At 35.4% G+C, this 20,821-nt stretch carries 18 protein-coding genes and 2 tRNA genes; 2 read left to right on the top strand and 18 right to left on the bottom strand.

Features of this window, described 5'->3' with window-relative positions; genetic code table 11:
- Window position 1 precedes the first annotated feature (1 nt).
- The 9 genes from THEXY_RS05410 to THEXY_RS05370 all read right to left on the bottom strand — a co-directional run bounded on the left by THEXY_RS05410 (window position 2) and on the right by THEXY_RS05370 (window position 9,073).
- Window positions 2-1,516 (bottom strand): 4Fe-4S dicluster domain-containing protein, encoded by a 1,515-nt coding sequence (locus THEXY_RS05410; protein WP_013787823.1) that lies wholly within the window; start codon window positions 1,514-1,516, stop codon window positions 2-4.
- A gap of 15 nt (window positions 1,517-1,531) precedes the next feature.
- Complete coding sequence (locus THEXY_RS05405; RefSeq protein WP_013787822.1) at window positions 1,532-2,692, bottom strand: SpoIIE family protein phosphatase; 1,161 nt, start codon at window positions 2,690-2,692, stop codon at window positions 1,532-1,534.
- Window positions 2,689-4,407, bottom strand: a complete 1,719-nt coding sequence (locus THEXY_RS05400) for a [Fe-Fe] hydrogenase large subunit C-terminal domain-containing protein (protein ID WP_013787821.1) — start codon at window positions 4,405-4,407, stop codon at window positions 2,689-2,691. Before THEXY_RS05400 ends, THEXY_RS05405 begins: the two co-directional genes overlap by 4 nt.
- Window positions 4,404-4,649 (bottom strand): (2Fe-2S) ferredoxin domain-containing protein, encoded by a 246-nt coding sequence (locus tag THEXY_RS05395; RefSeq protein WP_013787820.1) that lies wholly within the window; start codon window positions 4,647-4,649, stop codon window positions 4,404-4,406. Before THEXY_RS05395 ends, THEXY_RS05400 begins: the two co-directional genes overlap by 4 nt.
- 100 nt (window positions 4,650-4,749) lie before the next feature.
- Entirely contained in the window at window positions 4,750-4,950 is a 201-nt protein-coding gene (locus tag THEXY_RS05390) for a DUF3006 family protein (RefSeq protein WP_013787819.1), read from the bottom strand.
- A gap of 97 nt (window positions 4,951-5,047) precedes the next feature.
- On the bottom strand, window positions 5,048-5,314 hold the full coding sequence (locus THEXY_RS05385; protein WP_013787818.1) for a metal-sensitive transcriptional regulator: 267 nt from the start codon (window positions 5,312-5,314) through the stop codon (window positions 5,048-5,050).
- A gap of 12 nt (window positions 5,315-5,326) precedes the next feature.
- A complete protein-coding gene (locus tag THEXY_RS05380; protein ID WP_013787817.1) occupies window positions 5,327-6,439 on the bottom strand; it encodes a glycosyltransferase in 1,113 nt (370 codons plus the stop codon).
- Between the two features lie 102 nt (window positions 6,440-6,541).
- Window positions 6,542-7,948: a group II intron reverse transcriptase/maturase gene (ltrA, locus tag THEXY_RS05375; RefSeq protein WP_013786870.1), complete on the bottom strand. Its 1,407-nt coding sequence runs from the start codon at window positions 7,946-7,948 to the stop codon at window positions 6,542-6,544.
- 456 nt (window positions 7,949-8,404) lie between these two features.
- Entirely contained in the window at window positions 8,405-9,073 is a 669-nt protein-coding gene (locus tag THEXY_RS05370) for a hypothetical protein (protein ID WP_013787816.1), read from the bottom strand.
- A gap of 127 nt (window positions 9,074-9,200) precedes the next feature.
- On the opposite strand from THEXY_RS05370, the gene THEXY_RS05365 reads away from it, so the two are divergent.
- A complete protein-coding gene (locus THEXY_RS05365) occupies window positions 9,201-10,571 on the top strand; it encodes a hypothetical protein (protein WP_013787815.1) in 1,371 nt (456 codons plus the stop codon).
- On the opposite strand, the gene THEXY_RS05360 is transcribed toward THEXY_RS05365, so the two are convergent.
- Entirely contained in the window at window positions 10,555-10,812 is a 258-nt protein-coding gene (locus tag THEXY_RS05360) for a putative Se/S carrier protein (RefSeq protein ID WP_013787814.1), read from the bottom strand. The genes THEXY_RS05365 and THEXY_RS05360 overlap by 17 nt on opposite strands.
- Window positions 10,813-10,940: 128 nt before the next feature.
- Here THEXY_RS05360 and THEXY_RS05355 point away from each other — a divergent pair, with 128 nt between their 5' ends.
- Window positions 10,941-11,723 carry a CAP domain-containing protein gene (locus THEXY_RS05355; protein ID WP_013787813.1) on the top strand — a complete coding sequence of 261 codons (783 nt, stop codon included), beginning with the start codon at window positions 10,941-10,943 and terminating at the stop codon, window positions 11,721-11,723.
- A gap of 44 nt (window positions 11,724-11,767) precedes the next feature.
- Here the strand turns inward: THEXY_RS05355 and THEXY_RS05350 are convergent, their stop codons facing one another.
- The 8 genes from THEXY_RS05350 to THEXY_RS05315 all read right to left on the bottom strand — a co-directional run bounded on the left by THEXY_RS05350 (window position 11,768) and on the right by THEXY_RS05315 (window position 20,778).
- Window positions 11,768-13,171 (bottom strand): aminopeptidase, encoded by a 1,404-nt coding sequence (locus THEXY_RS05350; RefSeq protein ID WP_013787812.1) that lies wholly within the window; start codon window positions 13,169-13,171, stop codon window positions 11,768-11,770.
- Between the two features lie 68 nt (window positions 13,172-13,239).
- On the bottom strand, window positions 13,240-13,872 hold the full coding sequence (locus THEXY_RS05345) for a response regulator (RefSeq protein ID WP_013787811.1): 633 nt from the start codon (window positions 13,870-13,872) through the stop codon (window positions 13,240-13,242).
- On the bottom strand, window positions 13,865-15,013 hold the full coding sequence (locus THEXY_RS05340; protein ID WP_013787810.1) for a sensor histidine kinase: 1,149 nt from the start codon (window positions 15,011-15,013) through the stop codon (window positions 13,865-13,867). Before THEXY_RS05340 ends, THEXY_RS05345 begins: the two co-directional genes overlap by 8 nt.
- Before the next feature lie 108 nt (window positions 15,014-15,121).
- Window positions 15,122-15,195: transfer RNA gene (locus tag THEXY_RS05335), tRNA-Ile, on the bottom strand.
- 1 nt (window position 15,196) lies between these two features.
- Window positions 15,197-15,272: transfer RNA gene (locus tag THEXY_RS05330), tRNA-Ala, on the bottom strand.
- Window positions 15,273-15,310: 38 nt separating this feature from the next.
- Window positions 15,311-16,021 (bottom strand): sporulation protein YunB, encoded by a 711-nt coding sequence (yunB, locus tag THEXY_RS05325; protein WP_013787809.1) that lies wholly within the window; start codon window positions 16,019-16,021, stop codon window positions 15,311-15,313.
- Window positions 16,022-16,072: 51 nt separating this feature from the next.
- Window positions 16,073-18,433 carry an endonuclease MutS2 gene (locus THEXY_RS05320; protein WP_013787808.1) on the bottom strand — a complete coding sequence of 787 codons (2,361 nt, stop codon included), beginning with the start codon at window positions 18,431-18,433 and terminating at the stop codon, window positions 16,073-16,075.
- Window positions 18,433-20,778, bottom strand: a complete 2,346-nt coding sequence (locus THEXY_RS05315; RefSeq protein WP_013787807.1) for a U32 family peptidase — start codon at window positions 20,776-20,778, stop codon at window positions 18,433-18,435. Before THEXY_RS05315 ends, THEXY_RS05320 begins: the two co-directional genes overlap by 1 nt.
- Window positions 20,779-20,821 lie beyond the last annotated feature (43 nt).

The raw sequence follows: 20,821 nt of genomic DNA, 5'->3' as shown, positions 1-20,821 counted from the left end.
CCTAAGCTTCTTTAAACGATGTTTCACTTGACTCATCTTCACCGTGATCAACATGAAAATCGACGTCATCAGTATCAAATTGGCTGATTCTGTCTTTTATGTTTTTATGGTAAGATGAATCACCAAATTTATTGACAGCCAATTTTGCTTGATTTACGTTGTTATTTATTACTCCTGCACCACCAATACAACCTCCAACACAAGCCATGCCTTCTATAAAATTGTTTGGCAATTTGCCAGCTTTCATTATTTTCAATGTCTTGTTGCATTCATCAAGTCCATTGCATACTACAGGGTTTACTTCAACATCTGCGCCTATTTCTTTAACGGCTTCAACTACAGCCTCTAAGACTCCTCCCGATCTTGCAAACTTTCTTCCAAAAAGCGTAGCATCATCCACTTCCACATCTGGCTGTTCTTTCATGTCTATTTTTGCCGCATCTAATACAGCAACCATCTCTTCAAATGTCATGGCAAAATCCGTTATACCCTTTACGTCATCTCTCATGACTTCCGATTTCTTTGCAGTACATGGACCTATGAATACTGTCACTGCCATAGGATCGTGTTTTTTAATGTATTTTGATATAGCTGTCATTGGAGATACAGTTGTCGATATGTTTTGCGATAGCTCAGGATAGCTTTTCTTTATGTGTGCCACAAAGGCAGGACAACATGAACTTGTCATGACTTTTATGTCTTTTATTTTATGGCTAAATTCTTTTGCCTCTTCCATAGCTACAAAATCTGCCCCAAGAGCAACTTCAATCACATCGACAAAACCAAATTCTTTCAAAGCAGATTTTATCTGCCCCACTGTTACATCTTTAAATTGAGATGCTATGGCTGGCGCTACCAACGCATAAACTTTTTTCCCACTCTTAATCGCCCTTATAATGTCAACAATATAAGACTTGTCTGTTATAGCTCCAAATGGACATGCCACTGTACAAGCACCACATGAAGTACACTTTTCGTAATTTATGGCAGCTTTCAATTCTTCATCCATAGTTATGGCTTTTGCTGAACAAGATCTAATGCATGGCCTCAAATTGTCAGAAATTGCATTGTATGGGCACGCATCTTTGCATCTACCACATTCTATGCACTTGTCATAATCGATGTTTGCCTTTTTGTTGATTATCGTTATGGCACCTTTTGGACATACCTCTGTACACCTGTGAGTAATACACCCTCTACAAGCTTCAGTGACACGATACCTTTTAATTGGACATTCTTCACAGGCAATATCTAAAACCTGAATTATTGGCTCTTCTCCGTCCACTGCGTGTTTCATAGTACGCTTTAAATTTTTCCCCATAGCAACTTTGGTTCTTTGTTCAATTATAGCTCTTTCTTTATACACACAACACCTAAATCTCGGTTTAGTTCCCGGTATTATCTCATAAGGTATTTCGTCGTATTCATCTTCAAGCCTATCTTCAAGAGTCAATTTCGCAACGTTGTAAAGTACCTCGTACTTTAACATCTGAACATCTGTGTTAAACTTAAACAAGGCAATCTATCCTTTCTAAAAATAATTTACTTCCACATTTTTATTTAATATCTCTAATAAGTTTATAAGCTCTTCCACAATCCTGACCTTTATTCTAAGATCAGATGGAAAATCAGGATTTTGATGGGCACTGTTTACAGCCTGACCCACTAAGAAATTTACGTCAGTAGCGTAATTTAAAATCTTAAACAACCGAGTTGCAGCATCTTTTCTTGAAAATCTCAATAAGTTTGAATCTTTATTCTCAATATATTCTTTGAAAATTTCAACAGTCTTTCTTAAAGTCAATACACCTTCTGTCACCAAATCAATTCCATCAATGTGTGCATAAGGTGGTATGTCAGGATCAATATACTCTGTAGATGTGATCACATCTTTATTTAAAATCCTGCTTACAATTTTTGCAGCAGTACCGCCACATACCACCTTTAATCCTTCACTTTTCATGAGTTTTTTCACAACCCATTCATCCATATTTTTCAAAACCGGTGGTCCTACCATTACTGTAACTTTTTTCGATTCGTTAACTTTTATCACTATTGCAGTTGTATCATCACCTGGTTTATTCTTGTACAAATTATTGCAGGTTGTTATAAGCTGTGAGCAAATATCTGATGCATCGCTGTAGACTTCCAATATTTTTGATAAATATTGCTTGACATTATCCCACTGCCAGCCGAGATTTAATATTCCTCCTACACCTGCATGGATTACTCCGTCAGATACAACTATCAGTGAATCGTTCAAATCCAATTTGAAGCTGCTTTCAAAGATTTTCTTGTCACCTATTTCAACACAATTTCTGTCAATCTTCTTATACACACCATTCTTAAAATAAAACACAGATGGATTGTCATATTCAACCAGATGAGCATTATTGCCACATATAGAGACAACAGTAAATGTAGAATATGCTATATTCCTCTCTTTGCATATTGGCAATGTTTCAGCCACTGTTTCTACCACATCTTTTAGTTCAGAACCCATATCCAGCATTTTTGACACTATTCGTACTGTCAAAGTAGATAAAATGTTCGCCTTAACACCACTTCCAAGTCCATCTGCCATAACTGCCATTACATAATCTTTTTTTCTTATTATTTGAACACTATCTCCGCACAACTCTTCATCATACTTATTCAATGATGCATGTGCAATATCGATGTAATGACTCATTCATCATCACCTTGATTTAACAGCATATCTTTCATTTTGGTCAGTATGACTTTTGTCTCCGCGGTTGTTTCCCCTAACAAGCTGGCTATCTCTTGTGCAACTTTCATCTGTCTATCTATCACTTGCTGTGCTAACTGGTAGTTTTCCTTTTTAAGTTTTGAGAAACTTTCCTTTTGTTTCTCCATTTTCGTTATATCTGTAAAAATCCCAATGGCAATTTTATACTCTTCTAAATAGTAGATGCTTTCCAATGCTATGATTCCGTAATTTTTAAATGATACTTTCTTGTTGAAAATGCTTTTCTTATTTTCAATAACCTCTACAAAATCAGATATATCAAAGATCAACGATAGATCTTCACCTTTAACCATTGATGAATTCACTAAGAACATCTTCTCAAATGCTCTGTTCATATCTTGAATTTCATACTCGTTATTGACCGCAATTATGGCATTGGGAGTAGAGCTTATTATGATATTGGACAATGTTTCGGCCCTCCCCCTCATGTATGGCAAGCACATATAAGGTTCTGCCATTCCATTAAAGACTGCTATGGCCTTTTCCCTACAAGTGTCATAGCCACATGCACCGCAATTCAATTCATCTTCAGGTGAAAACTTGCCAATTTTCGATAGTATCTCTTTTATCTCGCTCTCGCTTGGCATCTTCCATTTATCGCTTAAATCAATAAACTTTCGACTTAAATCTAAAGAAAAATCGCTAAAGTCGCTGAAATCATCGTTAACTCTCTCCTTCACGCGAGAATAGCTTATAACTTCTTCCTTTCTTTTTGCAATTCCACTTTTTAACTTTCCAAATGCGGGACCATTGATACAACCGCCATCGCAAGCATTAGCTTCTATCCAATACCCATGTAAATTGCCATATCTTAAATCATTCAAAAGATCTTTGACATTCTCTATCGATGACACAGAGACAACCTTTCTTAAATTCAAATCAACATCCATGCAATCAATTGTTTTTCCTTCAATTGGATACAATTTGTACTGCTCTTCGACATCAACATCTTCCAAATAATCTTCCATATATTCAAAATCTACTTCATCTGTACCAAGCAAATTCATTACTTCTTCAAATGTCAATACAGCATCTATAGCTCCCTCACAACTAAAATCATTCATCTCAGCTTTTTTAGCGAGACACGGACCTATAAATACAACTTTCATGCTTTCACCGTACATGATTTTTATAGCCCTTCCAACAGCTACCATCGGTGATACGACTGGTACAAGGCAATTTATAAGATCTGGATAGTATTTTTCAACCAAATAATTTACGGATGGGCATGAAGTAGTGATTAAATTGTCATATTTCAAATCATTATAATACTTTTCATACTCCTTAGATATAAGCATAGCACCTACTGAGGTCTCAACTATCATTTCGGCTCCTAAACTTTTTAAAGCCTTCAAGAATTTTAAAGCATTATTATGCCCAACAAGTGCAGGATACGATGGAGCTACAGTGAAAACAACTTTTTCACCCCGATTTAAAAATGATTGCACTATTTCTACATCTGATCTAACTGTCTTCGCATTCTGAGGACAGATATTTAAACATCTTCCACATGCTATGCACCTGTATTCTATGATTTCAGCTTGTTCATTATTAACTTTTATCGCTTTTACTGGGCAGTATCTAATGCATTTATAGCAGTTTCTGCAATTGGCTTCTTTGAAATTAATGACACTCATTTTAGTTCACCTAAAACATATTCTTTAAAAAATTTTTCTACGTTATTAGGTTTAACTGATAAACACTTTCCATCATCAATTTTTACAGAAACCGCCCTTAAACAATTGCCCATGCAAAAATCAGCTTTTAATTCTACTTTGTCCTCAATACCGTAATTTTTAATCATTTCTTTTAATTTGTTTATAACATCGTAGGAACCTTTCAAGTGGCATGAACTACCTACGCAAACAGTAATAACCATAAAAATCACCCGTATACTGTATACAATTATTTTATTACATAAAAGAAAGCGTGTAAATAATAGTTAATTTATTAACAATTAGCGTTAAAAAATTAAAAAATTAGTCTTCCTCCCTTGATTCTTCAATCAACTTTTTTAATTTTCGTCCTCTTTCATTGACATCCAATGAAATATCAATAGCATCTTCTTCAGCAATATTACTAGGAAGATACTTTGTGGGAATATTTATCTTCCTGTCATCATCAAGAACAACTATAGCTACGTCATCTTCTATCTTCTCTACAATACCATGTATTCTCACATAAAACACCTTCTTTTTATTAATTATACACCCTTCTATTTCCATTATCAACATAGAGAAGGGTCTTTTCTGACCCTATTTTACTGCCAAATATTGCTCATTTTAAAAATTTAACTAATAAATCAACAACACTTTGAAGTTCCTCATAAGTTATCTTTCCATCTTCATTTGCAAGAAAGCACTGTTCAGCATGTTCATTTATGATTGACAATCCAACTTTTTCTAAAGAAGCTCTCACCGCTGCTATTTGAAGCAAAATGTTAGAACATCCTTTGTCTTCTTCCACCATTTTTTCGATTCCAGCTATATGCCCCTTTATGGTTTTTAATCTTAAAAGTACATCATCTTTTATACTTTTGGTCATAGCCATCACCTTTCAATTGTATTTTATAACTTTATCTAATTTTTCAAAAATTATGCTCATTTCTTTTTTAAAAAGTTCTTTCCAGTCAAACGTTTTAGCAAATTCCCTTCCGTTTCGTCCGTATATACTCATTTTATCATAATTTTCTATCAAATCTATAGCTTTTTCAACAAAATCCGATACATTGTACTCTATAGTTATACCACAATCATTTTCTTTAATCAATTTCCCTAAATCGCCAATGTCTGTTGCTATCACAGGAAGGCCAGATGCCATGTATTCTACAGCTTTAAGTGGAAAAGAATATTTTATTAGTTCCGTTGGAAAAAGCGTACAAAGTCCAATATCAGCTTTATTAAAATACAGCGGCAAATCGCTATACTTTACTTTTCCCAAAAAATGTACAACATCATTTACTTTGCAATCTCTCGACAATTTCCTAAGAACATGTTCATATTTTCCCTTCCCAAGTATCATCATCGAAACGTCATATTCTCGCCTTAAGATAGGAAGGGCTTTTATAGGCATCTCAACGCCTGACCAATGCTCTAATGAACCGCTAAATACAATGACTATTCCTTGATGTTTTTCCTTTCTGCCATTAAACAGTTCATAATTGACACCATTTGGTATGTAATATGGTGTAATGCCTGTCATGTTTTTTCTCAATTCTATCAAATGTTGATTTACAGAAAATGTAACATCAGAATTTTCAATGCAATATTTCTCCATGTTTTTTGTCCTCTCATAAATGTCCTCATATTCAAAAAACGCAGGAAAATAGTCGATATCTTCATAAGCCAAAAAACTTATTTTCCCAGCCTTCAGAAGTTCTACAGCAGTCAAACCTGCCCATGGACCTTGTGCAATACATATATCGTATTTAGAAGAATCAAGTTCAACGTATTTTTTATACAAAATCATCGGGCTAAAAAGACTTGCAAACTTAACAGGTATTCCTATATAAGTAATCGTACCTTCTTGCTTTTTTAATACCCCAAGATCGTCATACCTACAAAATACTACCGTCAAGTCATATTTGTCTTTTAAGTAATCTATCAAGTGATGACTTCTCTGCGGAAGTGAATTTAAAATATCGATAAATGTCATAAATAAAATTTTCATAAAAATCCTCCTATCATTGTTAATCGAGTAGGAGGCGGTGACTAACCGCCGTCCTCTCACACCACCGTACGTACCGTTCGGTATACGGCGGTTCATTAAGATTTAATGTACGATTAGATACCTTTTTGATAAACTTCTATAACCTATGTCTTCGAAGTATTTATTTGTAAGAGTCATATTGAGTATTTGGCTATTGGATATTCTCCAGTAGCCTTTCCTCGTATTGGCGTATGCCCAGGCTTTTTGTTTTTCTACTCCTAATTTTATCAGATTGTCATACTTTGTTTTTGTCTTCTTCCATTGCTTCCATATACATGCTCTTAGTCTACGCCTTATCCATTCGTCAAGAGCTTTCATTATTCCTTTCGCATCTGCTAATCCAAAATAGTTAACCCATCCTGTCGTTATCTGATTCAATCTACGTATTCTGTATTCCATGCTTATTCCCTTGTTTCGATTGGTTATTTCTCTTACTTTTTCCTTAAACCTTTTGATGGATTTTTCATGAATCCTTATTCTTACTTCGTTTTCTTTTGTATAAAACGAAAATCCTAAGAATTTTCTTTTCCATGGTCTATCTACAGCACTTTTTGTTTCATTGACTTTTAGTTTTAATTTGGTTTCTATGAATTTCTTTATGCTTTTCATTACTCTGTTTCCTGCTGACCTGCTTTTTACGTATATGTTGCAATCATCTGCATATCGACAGAATTTATGTCCTCTTCTTTCTAGTTCTTTGTCTAGTTCATCTAACATTATGTTTGCTAGTAGCGGACTTAATGGCCCTCCTTGTGGTGTCCCTTCTTCTGTTGCTACTTTGATTCCATTTATCATTACTCCTGATTCTAAGTATCTTCGTATTAGCTTCAGTACTCGTTTGTCTCCTATCCGCTTTTCTAATTTGGACATTAGTATGTCGTGGTTTACTCTGTCAAAGAACTTTTCTAAGTCTATATCTACTACCCATGTGCATCCTTCGTTTATATATACTTCTGCGGCTATTACTGCGTCTTTTGCACTGCGTCTAGGTCTGAAACCATAACTGTTATCAGAGAATGTATGGTCGTATATTCCACTTAGTATTTGGGCTATTGCTTGTTGTATTAGTCTGTCTAGTACTGTAGGTATCCCTAGTAGTCTTGTTCCTCCATCTGGTTTTGGTATTTCTACTCTCAACACTGGTTGTGGTTTATATTTTCCTTCCAGTAATTGTTGCTTTATGGTCGGCCAGTTTTCTTTGAGATACGGTAGAAGTTCATCTACTTCCATCCCATCGACTCCATGGCTTCCTTTATTTGCAACTACTCGTTTGTATGCTTCTTTCATGTTTTCTCGGTCTAGTATCATTTCAAGCATATTACTGGTGTATCTTTGTACATTGTTTCTTCTATCTTTTGACGCCGATGATATACTATGCACTTCCGCTCTCTCTTGAAATTCCATTTCTTGATTGAGCGGATAGCCTCTTTGTTGAGTTGTCTGCAGTCTCTGCATATCTTTCGAGTTCATAAGATTTCCAAAACCTCCTAATGTTCGGTCCTTCCTTATCTATTCATGACTAGATAAGTACTATGACCTCTGCTGACTTCTCAAGGTTCAGCCATACATCACTGCATGGGTTGTCATTTCAGAGTTCACTTTAATGACTTATCCTTGAGACCTCCCCGGGTAAGAACGATAACCTTCATCTCGTCTATCTGCCAGATTTACTGTATGGGGTTCGGGTAGTGTTGGACTTCGTTTTGTTCAGCAAACTCGTCCGCCCCAATTCAGCCTCTTATCTGGTTCGTATTCCTCAGACCGAGATTTTGCCTACCGCTTCCTTCAGATTCCACCTCACGATGGACACCCTTGCGGTTCAGCTAGTGGTTCCCACTACCAAGCCCACAGCGGACTTTCACCGCCAAGTTATCGCCCATGCCGGGCGCACTGAGAAAAGCCAGCTTATGCTGGCTTTTCATATTTTTAATATGGTGAATATGGGGCTTTCTGCGGAGGAAATATAGGTGGGAATGGTCTCTGCATGAATTCATCACATACATTTGTCGGAAACTCCTCGCACTCAGGTGGTACTGGGCAGAATCCATACGAAGGTATCAATAATTGCACATCCATAGCAGATTTTATGATGATCCATACACCTATGATTACCTCTAATGTTGTTGGTGTTCCAACATTGACTCTACCAAATAAGCACTCTGCAACAGCCTCAAACTTCATGATAGCAATAGTAGGTTCTGGCACGTACAATACTATATCCTTATTAAACGTAGTTGTTAGTCCTGTCAATGTTTGAATATCGCCAGATGTATTTGTAATCACTACATCATATGTTACTTGGAATGTAGCCTGCACTCTTGCAAATCCAGGTCTTTCAGGAATAGGTGTAAGTGTAAATCCTGGAGGTGATACAAGTGTAACAGTCACATTTTCACAGCGTCCAAATGTTGGGTTTGTAATAGTAGGCACAAATGGAACTGGTGGTATGCTGTCTAAACACAATCTCTGTGAGCATGAATCGTATATCTTTGTAACTTCTATGCAAGTTATCTCTGTTGGTTCAGGAAGCTGACCTGGCTCTACTGGACCTGGTCCTACTTCTTGTTCTCCAATCAGCTTTTTAGCAAATGCCATTTTATTTCCCCCTTACGACTAAATTTTTGTTTAATTTGATTTTGCATATTTCTAGTTACAATATACGTAATAACCATAATATTTGTTACAAATAAAGAATATAATTTTAAATGAAAGGAGGTATTTTATGGACAAGGTGCTATTAAATTTTAAAGGCAAGGTGTACAAATTTTCATCAAATCGGAACTCTATTTTGTTAAATATAGCTGGTGAAAATTCGGATGAAATAAGCCTTATAGACAATACAATAAGCGATTTCGATGTTGGATTAAACTCGGATGAAATTTTAATCACATATTTTAGCAAAGAGCAAAACATAGTTTTAGCACATTTAAATGATGATAACAAAATAATCAAAAAGATTTTGTACCATTATAATGACAAATCATTTTTTGCAGATAACTTCAGATTAATAATATTTGGTGGAACATTACATCTATTTTTTATAGAGCATAATCTATCAACACCCAAAAAATTGATTCTAAAGCATTTTGTACTCAATAAGACTTTCAAAGTTAATGACGTAGCTGTCATTTACAACAGCCAAATTAAGCCTTTCTACAGTGTAGCATCTGATAAATTCGGAATTATGCACTTAGTTTATGTCACAACCGAAAACACTCAAAAAATATACTATACAACGTATTTAAATGATACGTGGACTTTAAAGACTACAATTTCTGAAGCCATATCGCTTGAATATCCGAACATATCCATCGATGACAAACGAAACATTCATATATGCTGGGTTGAGGAAAACATAATAAAAGAACTAAAGTATAGAAAAAAAGTCGATGGTGGATGGCCAAAAGGATCGTGGGACAAGAAAATCACTTTGTCATTTTCAGATGCAATTTTGTGGCCTTGCTTTAACATAATAGACACCACTATATGGTGTACATGGATTCAACAAGACACTTTTTACAGCGCTGTATCATCAGACGGCGGCAATAGTTTCTGCAAGCCTTTTAAATTAGCTGAAAAGCCTTCGTCATATGAATTTGTAAAAAAAGTGGAAGATTCAATAGAAAAATTCACATTTTTAGATGATAACGGATTAGAGCTTCCTTTTAATAGAGTTAAAGATATCATATCATATGATAAAGATAATTACTTCACATTTTATATAAAAGAAGTCCAAGAATACTTAAGCACACTATCTAAAAAAATAGAAAACCTCCAAAAGGAGAAAGTACATTTAGAGAGAAATCTAAATCAAAAAAGCTATGAAATCGCACTTAAAAACAGAAATATTGAAGAACTTAAAGAAAATTTGAAGAAATATTATGAAGAAAGAATGAAGTACACTTCAAAAATTGACAATCTTAATTCTGTTTACAACAATGTCCTTTTGGAAAACGAAAAATTAAAAAAGCAGGTAAAAGATCTGCAAAATAAAATAATCATATTAAACTCAAAGCTTAATGAAAAAGTAGAAAATGGGACAATAGACAAAATAAAGTCAATTATCTTTGGAAAACCTAACGAACACCTATGACGGTATATCCGCTATATGTTTTCTCAACTTCATATATCCCTTTATAAGGGATATTTATTCTTTGTACTATTAATTTCACAATATCCACGTATTCCAGACCAAATTTTAAAGAATGGCTGCAGCTATTCATTATAGAGCGTGGCGTTGGTATAAATTCTACAGGTATATTGTTCTGCCTTAATACTTTGTCACACAACACTGCATGTTGATAAGAATAAAAGACTAATATCCCATATCTCATCTTTGCACCCCCTACTCACATTATATTCAGAGGCGCAACTATTGATAAGATTTCCTACGTGTCCATTAATTACTTAAAGGTTTTTTTCTTTTTTTGTCGAATAATTTTAATTAAGGGGTGTGATATTAGTGAAAAAAAATCTAAAGTACTATGCGACATTTGCAGTAATTTCATTGTCAATGATTAGCTCTTTTAATGCTGCAAAAGCTTCGTATTCTTACGGAACATATACAAACAACAATGTTGTCTACAATGGAACGACAACTTCAAATGCCACCACATCAAATTACTCTGTATTCAATACAGCCACAGTAAAAATAAATTATGTACAGGCAAATAACACAAATGCTTGGTACAACAACAATTATTGGTGGGTTACAATGGCTAATAACACTGCAAATGTAAACCAGACGACAATTAATACAAAAGGAACTGTTACAACTACGACTACATCAGCCGGCAATTCATCTTCCAATGCTGTTGAAAGCGTCAAGAATAGTAGCGCACAACAAAATTATCAAGGGTTATCAGTACAAGAAAAGCAGTTGGTGGATCTCATAAATAGCGAAAGAACGTCAAGAGGCTTGAGTCCGCTTACCATCGATGAAAACCTATCAAAAGTAGCCAGGATAAAAGCTGAGGATATGAGGGACAACAACTATTTTTCTCACACGTCACCTACTTATGGCTCGCCATTTGATATGATGAAAGAATTTGGTATAAGTTACAATGCCGCTGCAGAAAACATAGCACTAAACAGCGATGTTGTAAGTGTTCATTATGCATTGATGAATTCCAGCGGTCATAGAGAAAATATCTTAAACCCTTATTTCAATAAAGTCGGCGTTGGCGTTGTCACAAACAGCACTGGAAACGGCGTAATTGTGGTAGAAATGTTTATAAATCAATAAAATTGCTAAAAAACACCGGCTATACCGGTGTTTTTAAATGACCTTTACCTACTTAAAAGGAAGGATCTATATGCTTTATATCCCATGTACAAGTCAAGTTTTGATGACAATTCATAAGGTGAATGCATGCTTAAAAGTGCAATACCACAGTCAATAACCTCCATGCCATAATTTGCTGCAAAAAGTGCGACTGTTCCTCCGCCTCCAATGTCAACTTTTCCAAGCTCTCCTGTCTGCCATACTACATTATTTTCATTAAATATCTTTCTCACTTTTGCCACAAACTCAGCATTTGCATCATTTGATCCACTTTTTCCACGTGAACCTGTGTACTTCGTCAGGCATACACCATTTCCTATATATGAGCTGTTAAGTTTTTCACTTACATCAGGGTATAAAGGATCAAAGCCAGCATTTACATCTGCAGATAACAATTCTGCATTTCTCATGGCTGCTCTAAGCTTTATATCAGTGCTGCCTTCTTGCTTTTCCAAGATTTCCGCTATAGCATTTTCAAAAAATCTGGACTGCAATCCTGTATTTCCCATGCTTCCTATCTCTTCTTTGTCAGCAAATATAGCTACTGCAGTCTTTTCAGGATTGTCAACATCTAAAATAGCTCTAAGTACGTCATAAGCGCATATCCTATCATCTTGTCCGTAAGCACCTATCATACTTCTGTCAAAGCCTATATCCCTTGGTTTATGTGCTGGCACCAACTCCAACTCAGCACTTATAAAATCTTCTTCCACTATCCCATATTTCTCGTTTAAAATTTTCAATAAATTTGGCTTTACAGAAACGTCTTCAGACAAAGGCATATTTCCTATGACTGGATTCAATGCTTCTCCAGTGACCACGTCAGCAGCTTTTTTCTCCATTTGATCTTTTCCAAGGTGAGGCAGTAAATCAGTTATATATAGCACAGGATCTTTTTCATCTTCTCCAAGGTTAAAAACGACTTTTTCGCCACTTTCTTTTATGACAACTCCGTGCAATGCCAATGGTATCGTAACCCACTGGTATTTCTTAATCCCCCCATAATAATGTGTCTTAAAAAGAGCAAGACCACTATCTTCGTATAATGGATTTGGTTTTAAATCAATCCTTGGTGAATCTATATGAGCGGCTGCTGCTTTAAATCCATTGCGGACAGAATCTTTTCCAATAACAGCTAAAATTACCGATTTGCCTTTATTGTCATAGTACACCTTTGTGCCTGGCTTTAAGTTTGTAGCTGTTTCTAAATTTATAAAGCCATTTTCTTCAGCAATCTTTATTATCCTGTCTGCAACTTCTCTCTCCGTCTTACACTCTCCTATGAATGCTTTGTAATCTTCTGCGTACTCAAATATCTTTTCCCTTTCATCGTCATTTACTTTAAGCCATCCATTTTTGCTTTTGTATCCTAATCTTTTTTCAATGTCTTTTAACTCGCCACTCTCCATTTCATACGCCTCCTAAACATTTTGGATTACATATTAACTATAAAATATTTTTGGAATAAAAGCAAATTTTATGTATGCATATTGTACATATTATTATTTTTTAATAAATATATGGCAGCTTGAGTCCTATCTTTTACATCTAATTTTCTAAATATATTGTACACGTGATTTTTGACTGTCTTTTCGCTTAAGAAGAGCTTATCTGCTATCTCTTTATTGCTATAACCTTCAGCGATTAAATTCAATATCTCAAACTCTCTGTCAGTAAGATCTTTTTTGCATTCATTCTTCTCTAGGCTTTCAATTTCCCTGATAAGTGAAGGATGTATGTAAACGCCTCCATTTGATATGATTCTTATAGCCTTTATAAGTTCATCTGAATCTGCATCTTTTAATATGTAACCTTCCACACCTATTTTCAATGCCTCCATAAGGTACTCTTTGTCATTGTAGATAGTCAAAAACATTATTTTATTTTTAGGATCATTGCTTTTAATCATCTTTGCAGCTTTAATGCCATTTACATTTGGCATGTTTATATCCATCAAAATTATATCTGGAGAATTATTTTTAGCCAAATTATAAGCTTCTTCTCCATCTGAGGCTTGATACACCACTTTCATATCTTCTTCTAATTCAATTATCTGTTTTAGCCCTTGACGCAAAAGCACATGGTCATCAGCTATCATAATGTTAATCATTGCACTTATCACCACCTAGCGGAATGGAAATGTAAATTTGAGTCCCCTCATTAGGTGAACTATTTATTTCAAATTTCCCGTTTAATATCTGAACTCTCTCCCGCATCCCCAACAGTCCAAATTTATTGTCTTGAGATGTCTTTTCAAAACCTACACCGTCATCTTTTATAATTATGCTTATAAATCGATCACCAAACTCTAATCGTATCACGGCATTCTTCGCCTTTGAGTGCTTCCGAATGTTTGTCAAGGCTTCCTGAATGACCCTAAAACAGGTTATTTCTATTTCAGGCTTTAATCGTTTATGTTCAGATAAGGTAATAAAATCCACATTTATTCCAGTATCATTTTTAAAGTCATTTATGTACTTTGATACAGCAGGTATTAAGCCTAAATCATCAAGAACGGACGGCCTTAAATCGTAAATGATCTTTCTCACTTCTTTCAATGATAAATGTGCTATGTCTTTAAGATTTTTAAGCTCATCTTTAGCTTTTTCTACATCTTTGCTAATAAGTTTCTCGCATAGCTCTGCTTTTAATATTACATTTGCCATAGACTGGGCTGGACCATCGTGTATCTCGCGAGCGATCCTTTTCCTCTCATCTTCCTGAGCTTCTATTATGCGTATATTTAGAAGTTGCCTGTCTTTAAGTTCTTCGTACTGGCTGTGAAGCTTTGTCAAATCGCCTGTCAAGTAATCAAGGGCAACACCTATCTGTGTAGAAAGTTTTTCTGCTTTTTCTACAATTGCCCTATACTCAATTAGCTTTCTCTCCAGCTCATTTCTTCTTGCTATAAGGTCTTTTTCTTCCTGCCTTTTTAAAATAAGCGCTACCTGAATCTCCTTCGCTTCTTCGTAAGCTTCCTTTATGGCATCCTCACTTATATTGCCAAAGCGCTGGCTTACATAAGCCAGTTTTAACTTAGAGCTTTTCTCTTTTCTTTCAAGTTGTTCTACCTCTTTTATAACAAATCTAACCTTGACTTTCAGCTCGTTTATCTGTTCTTCTAAAAGGTGATACTCATTCCTTGTCCTCTCTAATATTTCTGAAATCTGCTCTTTGCTGCTACCTATAACTTCTATCGTCTTTTCTACTATGTTGTCAAGCTTTTTATCATATTCAAACTTGGAAGCCATTTTTACACCTCAAAGACAAATTTTATTTATCTAATTCGACAAAAATTTGCTAATTCCTCTATTTTTTTAATTTTAGACATAAAAAAAAGACCCGCTAGGGTTTACAAATGGGCTTAGATGGACTTGAACCATCGACCTCACGCTTATCAGGCGTGCGCTCTTACCGCCTGAGCTACAAGCCCATGGTGGAGATGAGGAGATTCGAACTCCTGACCCCCTGCTTGCAAGGCAGGTGCTCTCCCAACTGAGCTACACCCCCGTCAAACAATTATTATTATACCATAATTTCTAATGTTGTCAATTGCTTTCTATATTAATTTTTGAATTTCCATTTGGAACAGGCACAGTGTACTTATTGCCATTGACGTCTACAAAGCTTTGAGGCACATCACCTACGATTATGCTATCTGCAATAGGCATGTGTGTGGATACCTGTATTTGCTTTGATGCAAGCGGTGCAATTATTTGGATGTTTGTCTTTATGTAAAGATATATTATGTGCCTCGTCTGATTTATTCCCGCTGGTTCAAAGCTTGATTCAAAGTCTACATTCACCGAACCAATAGGCAGAAGTCCTACTTTTATCTTTGGGCCTGTGTTTGCAAATACATCCTTTGATATTAGACTACCAAGAGGCAGTTTCACGTACACCGATCCTATGCTGTTTAAATTATCCTGAACAGCTTGAGTAATCTTTGCAGATAAAATATTCATCTCTATCGTATTAGCTTGCAGCATCGATACTTTTCCACTGTTGTCAGTTCTTACATTTATAAGGTCGCTGTATTGAATACCTTTCAATACCTTTTCATTTATAGACTTATTGATAGATTTAACAGCCACTTCCTGAGCTACTGTCTCACTGGCTTTAATAAGAGCAGGTGTCAACCTGTATGTTACAAACATATACAGCAATGATAATATAAATAATGATGCCAAAACGTAAACAAAATTTTTGTTTATCCCACGTATTTTTATCCTCCTTCTTCCCCACTTTTTTCTCCTCATATATAAAAACACCTCCTCTACATTTTATGATAGATGAGGTGTTTTGGTTACTCATTTTTCTTTTAATTCTACGATTGTGACGCCGTCTTCTCCTTCGCCATACCTTCCAAGTCTAAAAGATTTTACATGCTTGTTCATTTTAAGAAGCCTTGTGATACCACTCCTTAAAGTGCCAGTCCCTTTCCCGTGTATGACAGTTACCTGTTTTAAACCTGCAAGGTATGCATCATCAAGGTATTTATCGACTTCTATCGAAGCTTCCTCCAATGTCTTTCCTCTTAAGTCAATTGAAGTAGAAATATTGGTAGATTTCTCATTAATGTACTTAGCAAAACCTTTCTCCATCTCTTTCTCTTCGCTTGATTCAGTCTCTCTAAGGTTGCTTATGTGCACATTCATCTTTAGAATTCCTGCCTGTATCTTTACATTTCCATCCTTATCAGGTTCTGACAAAGCTATTCCAGTCTGATCAAGCGGAACTATGTATAAAGTCTGTCCAGGCATGACATCTTTGGGAACTTTTTTATATTCGGGAATTTCCGATTTCTTAAGGCTTTCTTCCATCTCATTTATGTTTTCTTTAAGTTTAAGCCTAGCTTCCTCAATAAGCTTATTCTTTTTGTCGGATTTTTCCGCCTCTTTAAGCTTAGCAATAATTTCATCAGCAGTAGCTTTTGTATTTTCTAATATCTTTTTCGCCTTTTCTCTGGCTTTTTCTATAATTTTTTCTCTTTCTCTCTCTGTATCTTTTATTTTTTTTTCATACTCTTGTCTTAAACTTTCTACCTGATTTTTTAATGCTTCAATCTCTTCTTTGGCGTTTTCTGCTTCTATCCTTTTGTTTTCAAGGTCTTTTAATATGTCCTCGAATTTTAGCTCTTCACTTGTTATATAACTTTTTGCATTGTCTATGACGTCATCATTTAATCCTAAACGCTTGCTTATCTCAAATGCATTGCTTTTTCCAGGTATTCCTATGGTGAGGCGGTAAGTGGGCTTTAATGTCTCTACATCAAATTCCACAGAGGCATTCTCCACACCTTCGTTTTTCAGCGCATACTGCTTAAGCTCACTGTAATGTGTCGTGGCAATTGTGCGACAATTCATCCTGTGAAGAAAGTCAAGTATACTCATGGCAAGAGCAGCACCTTCTGTCGGATCTGTGCCAGCTCCTAATTCATCCAGCAAAACTAAACTATTGCTGGTGACATTGTTGAGTATTTTTACTATATTCGTCATGTGTGCTGAAAATGTGCTTAAGCTTTGCTCTATGCTTTGCTCATCTCCAATGTCGACAAATATGTTGTCAAAGAAAGCAACATCAGAACCCTCATCAGCAGGGATATTTAATCCTGACATGGACATAAGCGTCAAAAGCCCTACAGTCTTTAATGTGACAGTCTTTCCACCTGTATTAGGCCCTGTTATGACAAGAGTATTAAAAGATTCACCTAAATGTATGCTTATAGGTACGACTGCATCTTTTGAGATGAGAGGATGTCTTGCATTTTTTAAATTTACATATCCTTTAGTATTCAATATAGGTTTTGTTGAGTCTGTGCTTATGGAATACTTCGCCTTTGCAAAAATAACATCCAGCTCTTTTAATACAACCATGTTTTCATTTATCTCATCAACATGTTTTCCTACATCTTCTGTGAGCTCAGCTAAAATCCTTTCTACCTCATGTTGTTCCTTGATTTCAAGCTGTCTTAGATCATTGTTAAGTTCTACAACAGCCATAGGTTCTATGAAAAGCGTAGCACCGCTAGACGACTGATCGTGAATAAGGCCTTTAAATGTTCCTCTGTATTCCTGTTTTACCGGTACCACGTATCTCCCGTTTCTTATGGTTATGATAGGATCTTGCAGCTCTTTTGGCGAAGACGCAATTATAGAGTTTAATGTATCTCTTATCTTATTGTTTATTTGCGCTTTCTGCCTTCTTATCTCTTTTAAGGCAGGCGATGCGTCATCAGCCAGTTCATCTTCAGACATGACAGCTCTATCGATCTTATCGTACAGTTCCTTAATATTCGTAAGCCTCATGTTGTACTCCCTTAAATATAGGAAACTGCTTTCTTCCTTTTCGTTTCTCAAATACACTTTGACTTTACCTGCCAATGATAAAAACCTCGATAGAGATAAAAGCTGTCCCGGACTCAATGACGACTTTATCTTAGCTTTAGCCAAAATCTCGTCTAACTTTTTAAATGCAAAAGAAATATTGCCGTAAGAACTAATAAAAGATACCGCTTCATTTACTTTTTCAATTTCTTCTAATGCTTTTTCTACATTTTCGTACGGTTTAATGCTTAATGCTAACTCTTTTCCCGGTTCTGAATCACACAAATTTACAATTTGATTAATTATCTTGTCAAATTCCAAATTTTTAAAATACCTTTCATCCATTACAATACCCCTCTGTAAAAATGTCCTCTTGTGTAGTTTTCAACGTGTAAATCATAAGTTCCAAATTCCAATGAATCTTTGTAAGCTTTTATTACATCTCTTATTTCTTCATCGCTTTCAACTGTATCATTTATCCTTATATAAGATAAACCTATCTTTTTTAAATCATTCATCTTGTCCGCCATATATAAAACCGATGAGTTTAAAAGCCTTATTTTACAAAAGCCGTCGCTTACAATTTTCATGAGATTGCCCTTCCTGTCCTTTAAAAAATATTTTCCTTCTTCACAGCCTCTTTTATCGCATCCTTTTAAATTTTTTATTGGACAGTATTCCATCGTCAAAAGCGGCAATCTTCCATAAACAATCGCCTCAAATTTCGTATTGCTTCTTAAAGATATATCCTCTATCTGATGAATGTTAAGCTCCGGTGATAGTGTTATTGTATCTGCTTCATGGAAAAAATCAACAGCAAGGCTATTTGAAACATTCAAATTGAAATCAACACACACATCAAGTCCTAATTTTACTGCAGTATCATACAAACCTATGTTAGTCACAAGGACTTTTTTTAAACCCATCTCTTTAATATTTTTAAGCATATGTTTAAAATCATCCAGCTCATCCCTCATTATCTGCGGAAATGCCGGGATTATCTCACATTTATCCATGTAACAAATGACATCTTTTAGCACATCACCATTTAGCCTGTAATCGAAGTAGACTCTATCTACTCCAAGCGCGCACGCTATTTTCACATGTTCTTCTTTTTCAGTGTAAAATGACAATTTCAAATCACTAATTTTATCATTTATTAATTTATAAAGATTTATGTTAATATTTTTAGGCCTTCTATATTTTAATTTTTTTGTAATGAGGACTTCTACCGCTTCTCTTCTCGTCTCTTTTACCTCACTTAACGGCATAAAGAGGCCCTCATCCATGTCTACTTCTATGCTTTTCACAAAGAAAGGCGTATCGTTTATTGACGCCACTTTTTCTATCAATGTGTCTTTGTCAACAGCCTTTTTCAATGCCTTAGTTGAGACAATTTTGCTGTCTTTAGAGACACATATGTCGTTATTTTTAATCATTATATTAAGATGTCTATTTTCTTTCATATTCACAAATACATCAACAGGCGACTTTAACTCATTGGACACAGAAAATATCTTGTTTAATTTTACATCATACGTTTTGTATAAGACGTCACCACAATTTACAGGTATTTTTTTAAGCTCTACAACTTGCCCCTTATGGGCTTCATCCACTTTTTTGCCATCTGCTATAAGAACATCGACTTTATACCCATGTTCACCAGTCTCTGTTGATATGCCATCTCCAACTGATAGACTGTTTAAAAGCGATACTTTTATTTTTTTGCCATCAATGGATATGACTTTGCCTAATGGAACACCTTTATTTTTTGGATTTATGTAGCTCATGTAACGTGGCTTTCTTTCATAAAGATATCCATTAGAAAAGCCTCTGCTAAATATTCCAGACATCATTTCTTTGTACACGTCTGTGTTGATATTTTCTCCGCTTAAATATGCATCAATGGCCTTTCTGTATGATGCGACGACAGATGCCACGTATTCTTTTTCTTTCATGCGGCCTTCAATCTTAAATGAGTCAATGCCTGAGTCTATCATATCCTTTATGTGGTCTATCGTACATAAATCTGCCATACTTAATAAATGCATATTGCTGGCAATTGTATTCATTTTGTCATCTAAAAGATCGTATTTCAAGCGACATGGCCCCGCACATCTGCCTCTATTGCCACTTCTTCCGCCAATTATGCTGCTAAATAAGCATTGACCAGAGTAAGAGACACAAAGAGCGCCATGAACAAATACCTCTACTTCTATGCCAGTCACAGATTTTATCTTTTCAATTTCTTTTAAGCTTAGCTCACGAGGCACCACGACCCTTTTTATTCCTATCTCTTTGGCTGCTTTAATGCTTTCTAAGTTGCTTAAAGTCATCTGCGTGCTGGCATGTATGTCCAACTCAGGATAAAAGTCTTTAAGTAGTTTAACAACACCAAAGTCCTGAACTATTATCGCATCCACATTTAACTGATACAGATAATCGATGTATTTGAGAAGCAATTCAACTTCTTTGTTAAACACGATTGTATTTACAGTCACATAAACCTTTCTATCTCTCAAATGGGCATACTCTACTGCTTCTTTCAATTCATCTTCTTCAAAATTTGCCGCATATGCTCTGGCACCAAAAAGCTTGCCGCCAATGTATACAGCATCAGCTCCGTAATTTAAAGCAAATTTTAGCGTCTCCAGGTTTCCTGCAGGAGCCAACAATTCTACTCTTTTCATCAAATCACCTTATAAAGATATTTATATACTTAGTCTCTTTATT

Source organism: Thermoanaerobacterium xylanolyticum LX-11 (genome assembly GCF_000189775.2).
In the GTDB taxonomy this organism is placed as follows: Bacteria; Bacillota; Thermoanaerobacteria; order Thermoanaerobacterales; family Thermoanaerobacteraceae; genus Thermoanaerobacterium; species Thermoanaerobacterium thermosulfurigenes.
This window is presented reverse-complemented; position numbering and strand designations above follow the sequence as displayed.

Bases quoted from the DNA above. Each gene is read 5' to 3' on its own strand.
- THEXY_RS05405 (WP_013787822.1), bottom strand. From the start codon at position 2,692: ATGAGTCATTACATCGATATTGCACATGCATCATTGAATAAGTATGAT.
- THEXY_RS05400 (WP_013787821.1), bottom strand. From the start codon at position 4,407: ATGAGTGTCATTAATTTCAAAGAAGCCAATTGCAGAAACTGCTATAAA.
- THEXY_RS05395 (WP_013787820.1), bottom strand. From the start codon at position 4,649: ATGGTTATTACTGTTTGCGTAGGTAGTTCATGCCACTTGAAAGGTTCC.
- THEXY_RS05385 (WP_013787818.1), bottom strand. From the start codon at position 5,314: ATGACCAAAAGTATAAAAGATGATGTACTTTTAAGATTAAAAACCATA.
- THEXY_RS05380 (WP_013787817.1), bottom strand. From the start codon at position 6,439: ATGAAAATTTTATTTATGACATTTATCGATATTTTAAATTCACTTCCG.
- ltrA (WP_013786870.1), bottom strand. From the start codon at position 7,948: ATGAACTCGAAAGATATGCAGAGACTGCAGACAACTCAACAAAGAGGC.
- THEXY_RS05370 (WP_013787816.1), bottom strand. From the start codon at position 9,073: ATGGCATTTGCTAAAAAGCTGATTGGAGAACAAGAAGTAGGACCAGGT.
- THEXY_RS05365 (WP_013787815.1), top strand. From the start codon at position 9,201: ATGGACAAGGTGCTATTAAATTTTAAAGGCAAGGTGTACAAATTTTCA.
- THEXY_RS05360 (WP_013787814.1), bottom strand. From the start codon at position 10,812: ATGAGATATGGGATATTAGTCTTTTATTCTTATCAACATGCAGTGTTG.
- THEXY_RS05350 (WP_013787812.1), bottom strand. From the start codon at position 13,171: ATGGAGAGTGGCGAGTTAAAAGACATTGAAAAAAGATTAGGATACAAA.
- THEXY_RS05345 (WP_013787811.1), bottom strand. From the start codon at position 13,872: ATGATTAACATTATGATAGCTGATGACCATGTGCTTTTGCGTCAAGGG.
- THEXY_RS05340 (WP_013787810.1), bottom strand. From the start codon at position 15,013: ATGGCTTCCAAGTTTGAATATGATAAAAAGCTTGACAACATAGTAGAA.
- yunB (WP_013787809.1), bottom strand. From the start codon at position 16,021: ATGAGGAGAAAAAAGTGGGGAAGAAGGAGGATAAAAATACGTGGGATA.
- THEXY_RS05320 (WP_013787808.1), bottom strand. From the start codon at position 18,433: ATGGATGAAAGGTATTTTAAAAATTTGGAATTTGACAAGATAATTAAT.
- THEXY_RS05315 (WP_013787807.1), bottom strand. From the start codon at position 20,778: ATGAAAAGAGTAGAATTGTTGGCTCCTGCAGGAAACCTGGAGACGCTA.